This is a genomic window from Gracilibacillus xinjiangensis (assembly GCF_042651765.1).
Lineage (GTDB): Bacteria > Bacillota > Bacilli > Bacillales > Amphibacillaceae > Gracilibacillus > Gracilibacillus xinjiangensis.
The window spans coordinates 36,918-55,633 of sequence record NZ_JBHSDT010000003.1 but is presented as its reverse complement, the minus strand read 5'-3'; the positions used below and the strand labels follow the sequence as shown (position 1 = coordinate 55,633).

The following is an 18,716-nucleotide window of genomic DNA, read 5'->3' as shown; positions in this document are numbered from 1 at the left end:
AAGAGGAGCAGAGGCATTAAGGGTTATTCAGTAGTAGATTAAGCCATAATGATAGTTGATAGCGAAACTTCGCGTTAGTCATTTTACACAGAGTAAAGGGTAACTGTACCTAAATTAATATAATTCTGTATAAAATCTTAATGTCTAGCTTCGAATAAAGAAGTTCGAGTGTTTTTTTATCAATTTAATGCATAAATATAAATTATATAGTATAATTATAGAAAATAAAGTGGAATTCTAAAATTTCCCGCATATATAAATCTTAGAAACATTCTCGGTCTGACAAGGAGGAGAAAGAATGCAACAATCAAAAGGATATCTCGTTTTAAATACAGGAGATGTATTAGAAGGAATTTGGCTAGGCACACCGAAGCAAATGGAAGGTGAGCTAGTTTTTAATACAGCAATGACAGGTTATCAGGAAGTAATGACTGACCCGTCATACGCAGGACAAATTGTAACAATGACATACCCGCTTATTGGGAATTATGGCTGGAACGAAATCGATTATGAAAGTGTTGAACCATCATTAGCCGGCTTTATTGTATCAACGCCAAGTGAAAACCCGGAACATTATGAATCGAAAAATACATTAATGGAGATGCTTGAAAAATACCATATCCCGGCACTATCGGGAGTAGATACTCGAGCGCTCACAAGGATCATCCGTGAACATGGGGAAGTTTATGGAAAAATCACAGTTGACCCAAATGACAAACCAGTCCATACATTTGTCAATCCAGAGATCGTATCAACAGTTTCTGTTAAGGAAAAAATAGTCTATAAAACCAGTAAACCTGCTGGTTCATCAACCCCTCATGTAGTTGTGATGGATTTTGGTTACAAGCATTCAATTGCTCACTCTTTGTTAGATTTGGGATGTGATGTAACAGTCGTACCATATAATACAAGTTTCCTTGAAATTCAGGCATTGGATCCAGATGGTGTTTTATTGTCGAATGGTCCAGGAGATCCAAAAGCATTAGCACATCTATCAGAAAATATTAAACGCATTTCCGAAGGTTTTCCAACAATGGGGATCTGCCTTGGACATCAATTAATAGCATTAGCTCATGGTGCAACGACGAAACGCTTACCATATGGACACCGTGGCAGCAATCATCCGGTAAAAGATTTGAAAACAGGCAAGGTTATGATTACATCGCAAAATCATGGATATGTGGTGGACTATGACTCTGTCAATATGAAAAACTGGTATGTCTCTCATGTGAATGTGAATGACAAATCGGTTGAAGGATTAAAACATAAAACAAAACCGTTAATGACTGTACAGTTTCATCCTGAAGCGCACCCAGGACCAATTGATACACACCAACTATTCGTAGATTTTATTCAGCAGTTTATTACTAAGGGAGAGAAACAGCATGCCTAAGTTAGATGACATAAAAAAAGTATTGGTAATCGGCTCCGGACCAATTATTATTGGTCAGGCAGCCGAATTTGACTATGCAGGTACGCAAGCATGTCTTGCATTAAAAGAGGAAGGCGTAGAGGTTATTCTTGTAAACAATAACCCTGCAACAATTATGACAGATGAGAATATTGCAGATAAAGTATACTTAGAACCATTAACATGTGACTCCATAACAAAAATTATTGAAAAAGAGCGGCCAGATGGTATTCTGCCAACATTGGGCGGGCAAACAGGTTTGAATATGGCTGTCCTTCTGGATGAAGCGGGTGTCTTAGAAAAATATAATGTAACATTGCTAGGAACACCACTTGAAACGATTCAAAAAGGGGAAGACCGTGAAATTTTTAAATCAATGATGAAAGAGATTGATGAACCAATTGCAGAAAGTTTATCTACATCTTCTGTGGAAGAAGCGGTTGATTTTGCGGGTAATGTCGGTTATCCGATGATTGTCCGTCCAGCATATACATTAGGCGGGGCTGGTGGAGGTATTGCTGACAATGAGGCCGAACTGCGCCGAATTGTTAAGAATGGTCTGCATTATAGCCCAATTAATCAAGTCCTAATTGAACAAAGTGTGAAAGGCTGGAAGGAAATTGAGTATGAAGTAATGCGTGATTCCAATGATACGTGCATTATTGTTTGTAACATGGAGAACTTTGATCCTGTTGGTGTTCATACTGGTGATAGTATTGTAGTGGCACCTTCACAAACATTGACAGACCGTCAATATCAAATGCTTCGTACATCTTCTGTTAAGGTAATTCGTGAATTAGGTGTTATCGGTGGATGTAACATTCAATTTGCATTAAATCCCGAAAATGATGATTATATCATTATCGAAGTTAACCCGCGTGTCAGCCGCTCTAGTGCTCTGGCATCAAAAGCTACAGGATATCCTATAGCAAGAATTGCAGCAAAAGTAGCGTTAGGTTATCACTTGGATGAGGTAATCAACCCTATTACTGGTGACACCTATGCAAGTTTTGAGCCAGCAATTGATTATATCGCAGCTAAGATTCCGCGCTGGCCATTTGATAAATTTACTCAGGCAGATCGCTTACTGGGGACACAAATGAAAGCGACAGGAGAGGTTATGGCACTTGCGCGTAATTTCCCTACAGCAATCAATAAAGCCATTCGTTCCCTGGAGATTGGATTAGACTCTCTGCATTTACCTGGTACAGAGAGGTTGACAGAGGAAGAATTGCACACAGCATTAGATAAAGCAACAGATGAACGATTATTTGTTGTTGCAGAAGCGTTAAGACGTGGGATGACCGTTGATCAGATTCATGATATTACGCAAATTAATAATTACTTCTTATATGAACTTGAAGCGATGATCAAAAAGGAAAACGAAATTGCTTCCAAAGGTTTTGAACAAATCAATGCACAGGACTTAAAATCGGCTAAAGCGTTTGGCATTTCTGATATTACTTTAGCGAAGCTATTAAAAGTTGGCATAGAAGAAATTCAACAAAAGTTGGAGCAAGATCAATTGGCACCATCCTATAAAATGGTCGATACATGTGCAGCGGAATTTTCGGCAGAAACCCCGTACTTTTACAGCTCATGGAATGAATGGGATGAAGTAGAAGCATTAACTGGAAGTAATCGGATCGTTGTTTTAGGCTCGGGACCGATCCGTATTGGTCAAGGTGTAGAGTTTGATTATTGTTCTGTACATGCAGCAAAGTCTCTGCAAGGCCAAGGAATTGATGCAGTTGTAATTAACAACAACCCGGAAACGGTCAGCACAGATTTTAACACAGCTGATCACTTATATTTTGAACCATTAACAGTGGAAGATGTACTGCATGTTGTTGAAAAGGAAAAAGCGCAAGGTGTGCTAGTACAATTTGGCGGGCAAACTGCGATTAATCTTGCTGACGGGTTACAAAAAGCAGGAGTTAAGATTGCTGGAACAGCTTTAGAATCAATTGAAGCAGTAGAAGACCGAGATTTATTTTACCAGCTCTTACAAAAATTAAATATTCCACATATTCCTGGTGATACAGTAATGGCAGTAGAAGATGCGAAAGCTGTAGCTGAGAAAATTTGTTATCCTATCTTATTACGTCCATCATATGTTATTGGTGGCCAAGGGATGGTGATTCTAAACAATGAAAAACAATTGGTTGAATATTTATCTAATTTACAAGCAAAAACTCATGATAATCGAATTTTCCCGTTGTTAATAGACCGCTATATTGAAGGATATGAAGTGGAGATTGATGCCATTTGTGATGGGGAGGATATTTTGATCCCTGGTATTTTTGAACATGTAGAGAAAGCTGGTGTACACTCGGGTGACAGTATCGCGGTGTTTCCTGCGCCCAATTTAACAAAAGAGCATAAAAAAACAATTGAAACATATGCCAAACTAATCTCTAAAGCATTAAATGTGAAAGGGATTATGAACATCCAATTTGTATTAAGTGAAGATCGCAATACGGTATATGTGTTAGAAGTTAATCCGCGTGCATCCAGAACAGTACCAATTGCCAGTAAAGTAACAGGTGTCCAAATGGTAGATTTAGCTACTCGCATCCAAATGGGTGAAGCATTAAAAGATCAGGAATGGGAGCTTGGATTGCACAAAGAAGTTCCATATTATGCGGTGAAAATGCCTGTATTTTCTTCTAATAAATTGCCTGGTGTTGATCCAATCCTTGGACCTGAAATGAAATCTACAGGTGAGGCAATTGGAATTGGGACAACAGTTGAGCAAGCAATGGCTAAAGCGTTTGGCTGGAAAGAAAATAATTTAAAAGCTCTTCATTCGAATGATACGGTATTTCTATCCTTAAATAGAATTGATGATAAACTTATAGAAGTTTTAAAGACTACAGAAGCAAAAATTGTTTCAGATCCAAGAACGAGCGACATGCTAATAAATTCCAACATCAACGTTCATGAAGTAATCAGTATGGACCAGGCAGAAGAAAATTGTATGAACGAACAATACGCATTGATCGCTGATACGAATCGTACCGGAGAGAAAGATGAGCATGTAGCCTTAAGAGAAGCTGGATTAAAGTCTGATACGCTGTGCTTTACGTCTAATGAAACATTAATCGCGTACCTGAATGCAACGAATCAAGAATTAGAGTTACCTGCATCTATTCAGACATACCGAAAAGACCAAAATAGTGAGAATGTAAAGGAGCGTGTCAACGGGTGAGTTTTAAAGAGAAATTAAAAGGGAAAGACCTGCTTACACTAGCAGACTATACTAAAGCTGAGATTGCGTATATTTTAGAATTGGCGGATCAAATTAAGCAGAAAAGAAAGAATGGTGAAATTTATCAACCATTGAAAGGTAAGACATTAGGTATGATTTTCGAGAAATCTTCAACTCGTACACGTGTATCCTTTGAGGCTGGTATTTATCAGCTTGGCGGCACTGGATTATTCTTAAGTTCAAATGATATTCAGATTGGACGTGGGGAGCCAATATCAGATACTGCAAAGGTATTATCAGGCTACTTAGATGGAATTATGATTCGTACCTTTTCCCAAAAAGATGTCGAGGATTTAGCGGAGAATGCAACAATTCCTGTTATTAACGGGTTAACAGATGATTATCACCCATGCCAAGTCTTAGCGGATTTACAGACAATCAAAGAAAACAAAGGCAAATTAGAAGGGTTAAAACTAGCATATATTGGTGATGGCAACAACATGGCCCATTCTTTAATGATTGGGTGTGCGAAAATGGGCTTACATGTAGCAATTGCGGCACCAAAGGATTATCAGCCCAAAACAGAGATTACGGAACTTGCACAATCATTTGCTGAAGGGACAGAAATATTAGTAACTGAAGATCCATTTGAAGCAGTAAAAGATGCCGATATCATTTACTCTGATGTTTGGGCAAGTATGGGGCAAGAAGCAGAACAAAGAGAACGTGAAGAAGCATTTGCGACATATCAAGTAAACACGGAGCTATTCTCCTATGCCAATGCTGATGCCATTTTCATGCATTGCTTGCCGGCACATAGAGGAGAAGAAGTCACATCAGAAATTATTGATGGTCCAAAATCTGTGGTATTCCAAGAGGCGGAGAACAGATTGCATGCACAGAAAGCATTAATGGTTGCATTAATGGGATAGTTAGTTTCTTAGGCTAGGTCTCTAAATAAGTAGAGATCTAGCTTTTTTAGATTGAAAAGGAGGTATATTTAGTGATTAAATTCCTTTTTTAGTCTATTGCAGTTCATATTTCATTATTGTTATAATAAAGATTAATTGTGTGGAATTTACACAATAGAATCGTAAAGGATTGAATACAAAATGAATAGACATCTGATTATAGAAGAATTACAACAATTTATCGCTAGTGAACGGATTCTAGTTGATGAGTTATTAAGAAATCACACGTATACGAAACTTGGTGGAAAAGCCGATTTTTTTGTGACACCAACTACAATAGATGAAGTGCAAGGTGTTGTACGTTATGCAAAGAAAAATAGTGTTCCCTTTACTTTACTTGGTAATGGATCAAATGTAATTGTGAGGGATGGCGGCATCCGTGGAATTGTGTTAAGTTTAAAAAAGTTTGACGGGATTAGAAGAGAGGGAACGAAGGTTACAGCCGAAAGTGGTGCAAGGATAATTGATGCTTCCCGTTTTGCGCTTAAAGAACAACTGACCGGATTAGAATTTGCATGTGGAATTCCCGGAACAGTAGGTGGAGCATTATATATGAATGCGGGTGCATATGGAGGAGAAATCAAAGATTGCTTAGATCATGCCTTAGTTGTAAATTCAGATGGGGACGTGTTACGAATTGAGGCAGAAGATTTTGATTTAGCATATCGTACAAGTAACATAGCAGAAAAGGGATATATTGTATTAGAGGCAACATTTCAACTCCAAAAAGGAGAATATGAATCGATAAAAGCAATAATGGACGATTTAACCTTTCAGCGAGAATCCAAACAACCTTTGGAGTATCCATCGTGTGGCAGTGTTTTTAAACGTCCTCCAGGGTATTTTGCAGGTAAGCTCATTCAAGATAGTGATTTACAAGGGAAAGGTGTAGGAGGAGCAGAAGTGTCAACAAAACATGCTGGTTTTATTGTTAATAAGGCGAATGCATCAGCATCTGATTATATTGGTGTGATAGAAATGGTTCAGAAAACTGTAAAAGAGAAGTTTGGGGTAGAATTAGAGCGAGAAGTTAGAATTCTCGGTGAAGATTAAAAATGAAGGATACTTATTTCATCTGGGTAGATAAAACAAAAACCGTCATTCACCAAATTTTATTGAAATGACGGTTTTTGTTTTTTGAATGGATAAAATTATGCTATTATTGTTTTTTAGAGAATAAGTGTTTAATTATTTTTGTTATACTAATGCTGTAAATAATTTCTAACAAAGGAGCTAATAATAAGGTAGAGCTCTTATTACAATATTGTAATTCATAGTGAAATTTATCGTAGTCCAATTTCTTACATGTCAAGTGCGTAGCAATTGACAGTAATTATTCGTTATCTTCAATAGGAAAGGGAGAATTTGTAGTGACAGTTGGTAGAAATGATCCGTGTTCATGCGGCAGTGGTAAGAAATACAAGAAATGTTGTATGAAAAAGGATCAAATGGCAGAACTGAAAATGTTTAAAGAAGAAAAGTTTTATAAACAAAAAGAAGCATTGGTAGCAAAATTAAATGAGTTCTTATTAGCGTATTTAACATTGAATATCTATGCTCCATTAGAAACAGAATTCAATCGGAGAACAAATAATATTTTTGAGAAAAATAGTAAAGGTTTCTTTCTGTTTTGGTTACATTTTTTTAAGCAATATGATAATGGCCTCCGTGGTATTGAATGGTTCCTGGCAGAAGAAGGAAACCGGTTATCACATGAAGAGAAAGAAATGGCAGAACGATGGGCAAATATGAAACCACAATTATTACAAGTGGTCAATCAGACTAATGAGATGGTTACTGTTATGGATTGTTATTCGAGAAAGAGCTGTCAGTTACCTAAATCAAAACAAAATATACCACATGTATTGCCATGGACGAGTACGTTAGGATTATTGGAACCTGTAAATGATGTATATTATTTTAATGGAATTAGAGCATTAGTTAGTCCGAGAGCCTTAACAAATGCGAAACAGTTAGTAGAAGAGAAAGTGGCGGAGACCAATCTTGATCATGAGCAGGTGATGATTGATTACTATCCAGAAGTACTTGCCGCATTCCATATGAATGATACTAAATCGTTTAATAATGAAAAAGAAGTAACAGTATATAATTATCGTTATAAGTTACTTGAAAAAAATGTTGTAGAAGAATATTTAGCCGAGGACCCTAATCTAACATTAGACCAATCAAATACAAAACAAAATCTGTTTATCTGGCTGAGTGACACGGGTATTTATGAAGATAACCAGGTAAATGGTGAAGTGTTAGTAGCGAAAGTAAATGCAACAATAAAAATAGAAGAAGAGAATCTGTATTTTTCAAGCTATGATCAAAGGATAACGGAATTGTTTACCAATAAACTTAAACCAATTGATAAATCTATTGAGTTATTGGAAGATAAAAAGGAAACAATGACAGTTTCAAATGACTTTGAGATGCAGCAATTAGTCGCGAATCCAAGTGAGAATGTTCCTAATTATTTCAGTGTTTATGCCCAAACAATGAGTTTATTGAAGCTTGATGAACCAATTCCAGAATATGGCCATCAATCATTGAGAGAATTAGTTCAAAATGATAAAAAAGATCTGGCAGAAAACTGGTTAAGAAAAATGGAATATGAGTTAACAAAAGTAGTGGAAGAACATTTCGGTAAAGTGGAAATCTCGCCTGATTTTAATACACCGAGAAAAGAACTTGGTCTGCCAATTTCACCATTTGTAACTGGTGGGGAGGAAAGGGTCTCAAGGTTAAATTCTGCAACTGTTGCTGAGAACCAAGACCATAATATTTCAATCGATATGGATTCACCTGCCTATGAAACTTTAGGGTTTACAAACAAAATGGTTACTGCTTTTTATGCTAAAGATATTATAGCTTTTTATCAAGAAAAAACAGATGGAAAAGCAAAAACAACAGAACGAAAATATCGGAATACGATTAAAGATATTATCGATGTGCTGGAAATTCGGGCGATTACTAGCTGGGAACAATGTGATCTTAAGTTTTGGGAAAGATTACTTACCGAAGATATTATTCGAATGTATTCATATATAACAAAATCCTATGTGAAAGCTATCATTACAACTGTTAAGGCATTGGCCAAATGGCTTGCACAGCATGAAAAAGTCATGCTGGAGAAAGAAATTAATCAGATCGCTAAAAAATATGAACCTACAATGACTAAAATTGCCCAGTTGTGGGATTCAGAGATGACTTTCCAAATACCTGAAGAAACTCTCAGTAAAGAAGTTCTCATGGAGAAATTAGTTGAACGTGATGAAAACATTGCAGAGATAGAAAAAGGCAGTTTCAAAGTAATAGAAGTTAATGAGAATAGTGAGAATAAGGTTAGAACAGTCAATACTGATATAAACAAAGAACAGACAGTAACATTAAAGGAAGGTTCTATACCTTTTGTGGAAAAAGGTATGGTACTTGTTATGTACATTGGTAAAGAAGAAACAACGAATACGTGGAAAAATGTATATTTAGAGTCAATATACTTTCATATAGATTGATTAAAAAGTTTGCACTTCATCCGGGGTGCAAGCTTTTTTTTTCTAAATTTTTGAAATTTCACTTTATCTGTCTTAGTATTAATGGTAAAATAAAATTACTACGACAGACAAAGTATGTCAGGCGTAGTAGATGGAATCAGCAGCTGTCTTTTAAGGAAAGGGGGAACAGCTCTTGATTAGCAGTGATGTTATTAGAGGATACAATGATACGATTATTCTATATTTACTGTTAGAAAAAGAATCGTATGGTTATGAAATTTCGAAAAGAATCAAAGATTTATCAGAAGAAAAGTATGTCATCAAGGAAACCACCTTATATTCTGCTTTCAATCGACTTATGAAAAATGGTTATATAGAATCATTCCATAAAGAACAAACATTTGGGAAAAAACGTACGTATTATAAAATTACTAAATCAGGTTTGCTTTATTATCAAGAAAAGTGTCGAGAGTGGGAGTTGACAAAAGAAGTAATTAATCGATTTATTAAGGAGGAATTTCTGTAAATGAATACCATTATTAGTTACTTGGATAATATGTTTGCTTCATTACCAAAGTCTGCACAAATGAGTCAGTTAAGGGATGAGCTTTTGGCTAACATGGAAGAGAAGTATCATGAATTAAAACAGATGGGCAAAACAGAGAATGAAGCAATAGGTATCGTTATTTCCGAATTTGGTAATATTGATGAAATTATTGAAGAGTTTGGGGTTTCGACCGCAGAAGATGCAGAAACACAGCTATTGTTAACAGAGGCTGAGGTCGATAAATATCTTCATACAACGAGAAAATCCAGTAAATGGATCGGGGTAGGAGCAGTCTTATGTATCGTAGGTGCATCGGTATTAGTTCTCATTATTGGCTTAATGGAAAATGGCCTTCTTGGTGGTATCGATGATGAAACAGGGATATTTATTGGCTTAATTACAATGTTGTTATTTGTAGCAATAGCTGTTGGTTTATTTATTTATGCCGGGATGAAATTAGAGGAATTTAAATATATTAGTTTAAGAGATAATTTTGATTTATCCATTCAATTAAAGAATAAGCTGGAATCTGAACAAAGCACTTATCAACCAAATTATATGCTTGCGATGATTATTGGCGTTGTTTTAATTATTTTGTCACCGGCTGTTTTGTTTGCCGTGTTGGCATTTAATGAGCAATTTGTTAATTTCGGTGTGTTCATTATGTTACTGCTTGTTTCTATTGCAGTATATCTGTTTGTATATTCTGGCAATGTGTATAATTCTTATAATAAAATATTAAAAAATCAAGCGCCAAAAGCAGTGGCTAGTGAAGACCATGAGGAAGACCGTATTATTAGCGCAGTAGCAGTGATTGTTTGGCCTTTAGCTGTCATTATTTTCTTAATAAGCGGCCTTATCTATGGTCAATGGCATATTAACTGGATCGTATTTCCGATCACAGGATTGTTATTTGCCATCTTTAGTGGTGCCTATTCCATTTTAGTAAGAAAGAATGAATAAGAAACTCTTTCTTTGCAATTTTTGATATCTTTCTATATACTATAATCAATTATTAAATGAATACGTACAGGAATTCCTTTGGGGCAGGGTGTAATTCCCGACCGACGGTGAGAAAGCATAAAAGCTTTTAAGTCCGTGACCCGGAGCATTTTTAACTAATGTGAAGGTGGATTTGGTGAGAATCCAAAGCCGACAGTGAAAGTCTGGATGGGAAAAGGAATTGGTTTAGAAGTGTCTATTTTTCTATGGAGAATTAGGTAGCACATTATTGTTATGTGCTTTTATTCGACTATGAAAAAATAGTTGCTTTAAACCATGTTCTTTACTATGGATACTAACTATTTGCCCTAGGTTATTTAACCTGGGGCTTTTCTGATTTTAATCATAAAAGGTGATGTGCTGTGAGAACAAAAGAAGAATGGATGGACCTTGCATTGAATTTGGCAGAAGCAACGATCGGACAAACGAGCCCGAACCCTTCCGTTGGAGCAGTAGTCGTCAAAGACGGTATACTTCTCGGAGTTGGCACACACATACAAGCTGGCGGGCCGCATGCAGAAGTTCATGCTATAGCGCAGGCAGGAGAATCGGCCAAAGGTGCAGATATTTACGTTACCCTAGAACCGTGTGCCCATTATGGCAAAACACCGCCATGTGCAGAATTAATTGTAGAAAAAGGGATTAAACGAGTATTTATTGCATGTCTTGATCCTAACCCGAAAGTTGCGGGCAAAGGTGTTGCTATTATTGAAGCTGCCGGTATTGAAGTAGAGATCGGCATTTTAGAAGAACGGGCACTGAGATTAAATCAGCATTTCTTCCATTTGATGGCTACAAGGCGCCCTTTTGTTACATTAAAAGCAGCAATGACACTTGATGGAAAAACAGCAACTGTCACTGGTGATAGTAAGTGGATTACATCAAGTGAAGCGCGTATGGATGTTCATAAAGAAAGGCACCGTCATGATGCGATATTAGTTGGAAGAATAACCGTAGAGAAGGATAACCCTAGTTTAACGACACGTTTATCCCAAGGAGGGAAAAATCCTGTCCGTATCATTTTGGATACACATTTGTCGTTACATGGAGCATTTGAAATTTTTAATGAAGAAGCACCAACATGGGTGGTCTGTGGGCGTAATGCGGCTAGAGAACCCTTTGAAAAAGCATATCCGCATATAAAGGTAATACAATTAACAACAGAAAAAATTGTGTTAAATGATTTACTGCAAGTGTTGGCAGAGGAAAATATTCAGTCCCTTTACGTAGAAGGTGGCGGTACGATTCACCAATCCTTTTTACAAGAGAAATTGTTTGATGAATGTCATTGGTATATTGCGCCTAAACTACTGGGAGGACAAGATGCACGTTCTGTGATTGGCGGAGAATCACCATTATTAATGAAGGAAGCAGAGGAATTAGAATTTAACTCTGTTAAACAAATTGGTCCGGATATAAAGATTATAGCTGGCCGAAAGGATGAGTCCTAATGTTTACAGGAATTGTCGAGGAGAAAGGCAAAATTGAGTCAATAAAACAAACCAACCATGCGCTCCAGCTTAAAATAGCGGCAGGAAAAGTGACAGAAGATGTTTCTGTTGGTGACAGTATATCTGTTAATGGTGTTTGTTTAACGGTGACGAATTATGATGCAAATTGGTTTACAGTTGATGTTATTCCGGAAACATTTCGAGGTTCTTCTTTGTCACGCCTGTCATCCCAATCTGTTGTGAATTTAGAACGGGCAATGCATGCAAATGGCAGATTTGGCGGTCATTTTGTCTCAGGCCATGTTGATGCTATTGGAACAATCGAAAGGACATGGATAGAAGATAATGCGAAATATTACTATATTGCTGTCAAAGATACACGTTATATTACAATGAAGGGTTCAGTAAGCGTTGATGGTACTTCTCTGACTGTTTTTGGTGTGGATGATCATGGCTTTACGATCTCATTAATCCCGGAAACTCAGAAGGCGACAATCTTAGGTGAGAAGAACCGAGGAGATATTGTGAATGTAGAGTATGATATGTTAGCAAAATATATGGAAAGATTACTGCAAAATTCTGGTAAGCAGTCATCAGGATTAACGGAAGAGAAATTAAAGCAGTATGGTTTTTAACACGTTTTTAGGAGGTGCTGGTATGAAACATACTGTTGAGCAAGCAATTGAGGCATTAAAGAATGGAGAAATAATCATTGTAGTAGATGATGAGGATCGTGAAAATGAAGGTGACTTTGTTGCATTAGCAGATAAGGTAACACCTGAAGTAATTAATTTTATGGCAAAAGAAGGTCGTGGTCTTATTTGTGTTCCAATGTCGCAAAATTATGCTGACCGTTTTCAGTTAGGGGCAATGGTAGCAAATAATACAGACGATCATGGAACGAATTTTACTGTAAGTATTGATTATCACACAACACATACTGGAATTAGTGCCCAAGAAAGAGCTTTAACAATTGAGAAATTAGTCGATGACGAAACAACCGCTTTTGACTTCAAACGGCCAGGTCATGTGTTTCCTTTAATCGGGAAAAATGCTGGTGTACTGGAACGTAAAGGTCATACAGAGGCGGCCATTGATTTAGCACGGTTAGCAGGAGCTAAACCCGTTTCTGTTATTTGTGAAGTTATGAATGAAGATGGCACAATGGCAAGGCGGCCGGATTTAGAAAAAATAGCCGAAACACATCAAATGCCAATGATCACTATCGGTGAATTAGTTCAATATAGAAAAAGATATGATCAGCTGATTGTGAAAGAAACAGAAATAAATATGCCGACAGCTTATGGGGAATTTAAGTTAGTTGCATATACTGAAAAATATACGGGAAAAGAGCATGTTGCTTTATATAAAGGGAATATAAATCCTAATGAGCCCACACTTGTTCGAGTCCATTCCGAATGTTTAACAGGCGATGCGTTTGGTTCACAACGATGTGATTGCGGCCCACAGTTAGAAAAAGCATTACTGGATATTGAAGCAGCAGGAAAAGGTGTGTTGGTTTATATGCGGCAAGAGGGCAGAGGAATCGGTCTTATTAATAAAATGAAAGCATATAAACTGCAAGAGGAAGGCTATGATACAGTGGAAGCTAACCATCAGCTTGGTTTTCCTGATGATTTAAGAGATTATGCGATCAGTGTTCAAATTCTGAGAGATTTAGGTGTTGGGAAGATTGATTTACTTACAAATAATCCACGCAAGTTATCAAGTATGGAAGAGTATGGTTTAGAATTGGTCGGGAGAAAAGAAATCGAGATTCCAGCCAATAAAAATAATGAAAAATACTTACAAACAAAAGTGGAAAAATTAGATCATTTATTACAATTGAGACACAACCAAAATGGAGGAGGAATTTAATATGGGCAGAACATTTGAAGGTAATTTAGTTGGTACAGGTTTAAAAGTAGGGATTGTTGTTGGAAGGTTTAATGAATTTATTACGAGCAAATTATTAAGTGGAGCAGAAGATGCACTGCGTCGTCATGGTGTAGAAGAAAATAATGTAGAAACAGCATGGGTTCCTGGAGCATATGAAATTCCGCTAGTTGCAAAGAAAATGGTGGAATCGGGAAAATATGATGCTGTTGTAACTTTAGGGACAGTGATCAGAGGTTCTACACCACACTTTGATTATGTCAGTAATGAAGTATCAAAAGGGGTAGCGAGTGTATCAATGGATGCTGGTATTCCAGTTATCTTCGGGGTGTTAACAACAGATACAATCGAACAAGCAATCGAGCGTGCAGGAACTAAAGCAGGTAATAAAGGGGCAGAAGCTGCTATTTCTGCGATTGAAATGGCGAATTTATTACGAGAAATTGGTTAAGAAGAGGAGAGCTGCAAAAAGTGTTTGCCACTTTTGCAGCTCTCTTTAATAATGGGAGTTAAACATCTATTTCATTACGTTGTTTTAAACTTATTTACTGTTTGTGACAGTGCCAGACTTTCTTCTTTCATTCGAGAAATCCTCGTTGTCATATCTTCTATAGACATATCGCTTTCTCTCATTTGTTCAAATATATTCTCTATTTTTTCACACATCAGTTGAAAGTTAACTTTTTGCTCTTGTTTGCTTTCAAGCATATAGGATGTATCCTTATTCATAAGTTGTAAGTTTTCAGAAAAATCATTCATGATCCCATGAATGTCATGGACTTCATTATCCATCTGGTGAAATTTATTTGGCATAAATATTAATTGATTGGATAGATCTTTTAATTTGGATGATAATTTAGTGAATCCTGCTTGCTCTTTTTGAATCGTATGAACAGTGCCTTCCATTATTTCTTTAATTTCTAATGAAGATTGTTTTGATTGTTCTGCTAATTTCCTTACTTCTCCGGCTACAACAGCAAAACCTTTCCCAAATTCCCCAGCGTGTGCTGCTTCAATTTCTGCATTTAGGGCTAATAAATTGATTTGTTCAGCAATATCATGGATGGCTTGCATTACTGTATCACTTCGCTTGGAAAAATGCTGTACTCGAGCTGTCTGTTTTTGGTAATGTTCAATTGTTGTATTTACTTCACTGTTTGTTTGTGTTATCTCATCCATAATTGATTGGATACTTCGCATTTCTTTTGTTAATATATCCACCTTTTCACCAACGTGTTCTACTGATGAGAAAAATTGCTGAATGGTTGCGATCACTTCATTTTCTCTTTCTAATTCTCCTTCTAATTTCTTTTCAGATTGGAGGAAAACATGATGGGTATTCTCAATTGTTTTTACTTGTTCTTTACTCTTTTCTCTAAGACTTGTCGTGACAGTAATTAAATCTTCAGAAGAATGTTCCACATAGTTGGACGCATGCTTCACTCTGTTTATTAAATCATTGAGTTTTCGCAATAATTTATTAAAAGCATGATTTAGCTCATAAGTATCTTCTCCCGGTTCTACTTGGATCGTTCTTGTTAAATCACCTGCTGCATTGGCGATATCCTGCATTGATTGGATTGTATCAACCATGGCAATAGATGCACCATGTTCACTCACGTTGAGGCCTTGGATTTCTTCTTGTTCTTCTGGGCGTATTGTCATAAATAATCCGATTACTTTATAAACAATAAAACCAAGTGCAAATCCCCATACAAAAGCCACTGCTACGCCAAGTCCTTGAACTAGTAGTTGCTCTAGTCTTGTTTCAGATGGCAATAATGCCATTGTACCAAATAATCCAACAGCTATAGTTCCCCATACACCACACACTCCGTGAACGGAAATAGCACCAATGGCATCATCAATTTTGCATACTTTGTCAATAAAGATAAGGGAGAATACAACAAGGATACCGCCAATCGTTCCAACCATAAGTGCCATTAATGGTGTCAAAACTGCAACACCTGCAGTTACAGAGACTAATCCTGCTAATACACCATTTAGTATATCCTCAACTTTTGGCTGCTTAAACAATATCCAGCTAGTAATCAAGGCGAATAGCCCTCCACCAGCTGCAGCTAAATGGGTATTCAGTGCAATGAGTGCAATGGAAGTATCTCCGGTAGTTGTTGACCCAGCATTAAACCCAAACCAGCCCAACCATAAGATAAACACACCAAGTGCCGCTAGTACAACATTGGAAGGCTTCATTGGATGGATCTTTCCATCAACATATTTTCCAACTCGCGGTCCGACAACGATGGCTGCTGCTAGCGCAACCCAGCCACCGATGGAGTGAACAACAGTTGATCCTGCAAAGTCAACAAAGCCTATATGCTCTAACCAACCAGATTGTTCAGGGTTCAGTAAACCTCCCCATGCCCAATGACCGAAAACAGGATAGATGATGAGTACAATTAAGAATGTTCCGAATAGATAAACACCAAATTTGACGCGTTCTGCTATTGCACCAGATACAATAGTAGCTGCAGTACCTGCAAATACAATTTGAAAAAATAAAAAAGCCCAATTCCATGGGTCTGTATCTAATCCTTGAAAGAAGTATAAATTCGTCCCTAACCAGCCTGAGGTTGAATCACCAAACATAATACCAAATCCAAATAATGCAAAGACAACTGATGCAATTAACAAATCGCTGACATTTTTAATTGCGACATTGATTGAATTTTTTGCTCTTACGAGACCAGCCTCCAATGCAGTAAATCCTGCTTGCATAAAAAAGACTAATATAGATGCAAGTATAATCCATACAAAATCTAAATGCAGTTGCAATGTTTCCATAATAATCATCCCTTCAAAAAGTAAACTACTAATCTAAGCTGCGACTAATTACTAATCTTCATGAGGATGAGTCGATATTACTACACGCATGGATAAATCGTCGTGTTTATTGAAAGATTTTCTGACAAGATATTTCAGTTATTTGACAGATGCTAATGGTTGAGTTAGTTAAATGGAAAGATAAGCGTATGATATTGCAAAATATATGACAGAAAAAAATGGCGAAAGGAATATCGCCATTCATTTATTATTTATTGAGCAGTTTCTCTATATCTGCTTCCATTTCATCAGGAGTTGTTTTGGGGGCGTATCGTTTGATTACATTACCTTCTCCGTCAATAAGAAACTTTGTGAAATTCCACTTTACTTGGTCTGAGATAATTCCAGGTGCAGCTTTTGTCAGATGTTTAAATAACGGGTGGGTATCTTTACCACGTACACTTGTTTTTGCGAACATTGGGAAACTTACCCCATAATTTATTCGGCAAAATTCTTCAGCTTCTTCACTTGAACCAGGTTCCTGGTTCATAAACTGATTGCTTGGAAAACCTAGAATTTCTAAACCATCCTCTTTATATTTTTCGTATAATGCTTGAAGGCCGTCAAATTGCGGAGTGAACCCACATTTACTGGCAGTATTAACGACAATTATTGCTTTTCCTTTGTAAACACCTAATTTCTTTTCATCTCCGTTAACTGTTTCCACAGTTATATCAAATATAGACATGGAACTCCTCCTTTTATTGAAAATGGTAGCATAAATTGATATTAAATAGATGTATTTTGCTCTATTTCAAAAAAAGCATGTCATAAGAAAGAGCTAACTTTCTATGACATGCTTTTTGAATTATGCTTGTGCAGCACCGTCTTCTTCTGCAATACGGTCAAGACGTGCTTGGATTTCTTCTTCCGTTAATTCATGTTCATTTATATATAAGCTGCGAGGGTGAACACGACATTCATGTGAGCATCCACGCATATATTTATGTTCATTTTCTTCAGAACATAACATTTGTCTGTTACATTCTGGATTTGCACAATTTACATAACGTTCGCAAGGCTGCCCATCGAAATAGTCTTTTCCGACAACAACATGCTCTTTCTTGTTAACAGGAACAGAAATACGTTCATCAAAAACATATAATTGTCCGTCCCATAATTCGCCTTGTACTTCTGGATCTTGTCCATAAGTGACGATACCGCCATGGAGCTGCCCAACATCGTCAAATCCTTTTTCTTTCATCCATCCGCCGAATTTCTCACAACGAATTCCGCCAGTACAATACATTAATACTTTCTTGCCTTCTAGTTTTTCCCGATTATTTTCAATCCACTCAGGCAATTCGCGGAAATTATCGATATCTGGATTAATTGCACCACGGAAATGGCCTAGTTCATATTCGTAGTCATTTCTGGTATCTAAAATAACAGTGTTTTCATCTTGCATTGCTTCGTAAAATTCTTTAGGGGTTAAGAAGTCCGCATTTTTCTTGCGCGGATCTACATTTTCTTCTCCTAATCGAAGTGTCACAAGCTCTGGACGATGGCGGCAATGCATCTTTTTGAATGCATGTCCATCTGCTTCATCGATTTTGAACACCATATCATTAAATCTCGGATCATTATGCATTGTTTCCATATACTTGTTTGTTTGTTCGACTGTTCCCGAAACAGTGCCATTAATACCTTCTTCTGCTACAAGAATACGCCCTTTTAAGCCTAAGTCTCTGCAGAAGTTTAAGTGTTCTTGCGCATATGTTTCAGGGTCTTCGATTGTGACAAACTTATAATACAATAATACTTGGTACTTTTCTTTGGTTTCCATTTTTCTACCACCTATCAATTCATATTTGCAAGATATAAATGTTTTAGGTTGGTTTTATTCTTTTATAATCTTGCAAGAACATATTTTATCACGTTTCTTA

14 protein-coding genes and 1 riboswitch are annotated in these 18,716 nt (G+C 36.8%); of the genes, 11 read left to right on the top strand and 3 right to left on the bottom strand.

Annotation, left to right across the window (positions count from 1 at the left end; all coding sequences use genetic code 11):
* Positions 1–298: 298 nt before the first annotated feature.
* The 11 genes from ACFOY7_RS03230 (at position 299) to ribH (ending at position 14,437) form a co-directional block, all read left to right on the top strand.
* Positions 299–1,393 carry a carbamoyl phosphate synthase small subunit gene (locus tag ACFOY7_RS03230; protein WP_390249330.1) on the top strand — a complete coding sequence of 365 codons (1,095 nt, stop codon included), beginning with the start codon at positions 299–301 and terminating at the stop codon, positions 1,391–1,393.
* Complete coding sequence (carB, locus tag ACFOY7_RS03225) at positions 1,386–4,622, top strand: carbamoyl-phosphate synthase (glutamine-hydrolyzing) large subunit (protein WP_390249328.1); 3,237 nt, start codon at positions 1,386–1,388, stop codon at positions 4,620–4,622. The genes ACFOY7_RS03230 and carB overlap by 8 nt, the downstream gene beginning before the upstream one ends.
* Entirely contained in the window at positions 4,619–5,554 is a 936-nt protein-coding gene (gene argF, locus ACFOY7_RS03220) for an ornithine carbamoyltransferase (RefSeq protein ID WP_390249326.1), read from the top strand. Before carB ends, argF begins: the two co-directional genes overlap by 4 nt.
* A gap of 180 nt (positions 5,555–5,734) precedes the next feature.
* Positions 5,735–6,646: a UDP-N-acetylmuramate dehydrogenase gene (gene murB / locus ACFOY7_RS03215; protein WP_390249324.1), complete on the top strand. Its 912-nt coding sequence runs from the start codon at positions 5,735–5,737 to the stop codon at positions 6,644–6,646.
* A gap of 317 nt (positions 6,647–6,963) precedes the next feature.
* On the top strand, positions 6,964–9,111 hold the full coding sequence (locus ACFOY7_RS03210) for an SEC-C metal-binding domain-containing protein (protein WP_390249322.1): 2,148 nt from the start codon (positions 6,964–6,966) through the stop codon (positions 9,109–9,111).
* A gap of 172 nt (positions 9,112–9,283) precedes the next feature.
* A complete protein-coding gene (locus ACFOY7_RS03205) occupies positions 9,284–9,616 on the top strand; it encodes a PadR family transcriptional regulator (RefSeq protein ID WP_390249320.1) in 333 nt (110 codons plus the stop codon).
* Entirely contained in the window at positions 9,617–10,600 is a 984-nt protein-coding gene (locus ACFOY7_RS03200) for a permease prefix domain 1-containing protein (protein WP_390249318.1), read from the top strand. It begins immediately after the preceding gene.
* 70 nt (positions 10,601–10,670) lie between these two features.
* Positions 10,671–10,823: riboswitch (FMN riboswitch) on the top strand.
* Between the two features lie 178 nt (positions 10,824–11,001).
* Positions 11,002–12,090 (top strand): bifunctional diaminohydroxyphosphoribosylaminopyrimidine deaminase/5-amino-6-(5-phosphoribosylamino)uracil reductase RibD, encoded by a 1,089-nt coding sequence (gene ribD / locus ACFOY7_RS03195; RefSeq protein WP_390249316.1) that lies wholly within the window; start codon positions 11,002–11,004, stop codon positions 12,088–12,090.
* Positions 12,090–12,725, top strand: coding sequence for a riboflavin synthase (ribE, locus tag ACFOY7_RS03190; RefSeq protein WP_390249314.1), 636 nt, complete (start codon positions 12,090–12,092; stop codon positions 12,723–12,725). The genes ribD and ribE overlap by 1 nt, the downstream gene beginning before the upstream one ends.
* Positions 12,726–12,747: 22 nt before the next feature.
* Positions 12,748–13,968 (top strand): bifunctional 3,4-dihydroxy-2-butanone-4-phosphate synthase/GTP cyclohydrolase II, encoded by a 1,221-nt coding sequence (locus ACFOY7_RS03185; protein ID WP_390249312.1) that lies wholly within the window; start codon positions 12,748–12,750, stop codon positions 13,966–13,968.
* A 1-nt stretch (position 13,969) separates the two neighbouring features.
* Positions 13,970–14,437 carry a 6,7-dimethyl-8-ribityllumazine synthase gene (gene ribH, locus ACFOY7_RS03180; protein WP_390249310.1) on the top strand — a complete coding sequence of 156 codons (468 nt, stop codon included), beginning with the start codon at positions 13,970–13,972 and terminating at the stop codon, positions 14,435–14,437.
* A 74-nt stretch (positions 14,438–14,511) separates the two neighbouring features.
* On the opposite strand, the gene amt is transcribed toward ribH, so the two are convergent.
* From amt to trhO, 3 genes are all read right to left on the bottom strand, one after another.
* On the bottom strand, positions 14,512–16,791 hold the full coding sequence (gene amt / locus ACFOY7_RS03175; protein ID WP_390249308.1) for an ammonium transporter: 2,280 nt from the start codon (positions 16,789–16,791) through the stop codon (positions 14,512–14,514).
* Between the two features lie 247 nt (positions 16,792–17,038).
* Positions 17,039–17,518 carry a glutathione peroxidase gene (locus tag ACFOY7_RS03170; protein WP_390249306.1) on the bottom strand — a complete coding sequence of 160 codons (480 nt, stop codon included), beginning with the start codon at positions 17,516–17,518 and terminating at the stop codon, positions 17,039–17,041.
* A gap of 120 nt (positions 17,519–17,638) precedes the next feature.
* Positions 17,639–18,616, bottom strand: coding sequence for an oxygen-dependent tRNA uridine(34) hydroxylase TrhO (trhO, locus tag ACFOY7_RS03165; protein WP_390249304.1), 978 nt, complete (start codon positions 18,614–18,616; stop codon positions 17,639–17,641).
* Positions 18,617–18,716: the final 100 nt, after the last annotated feature.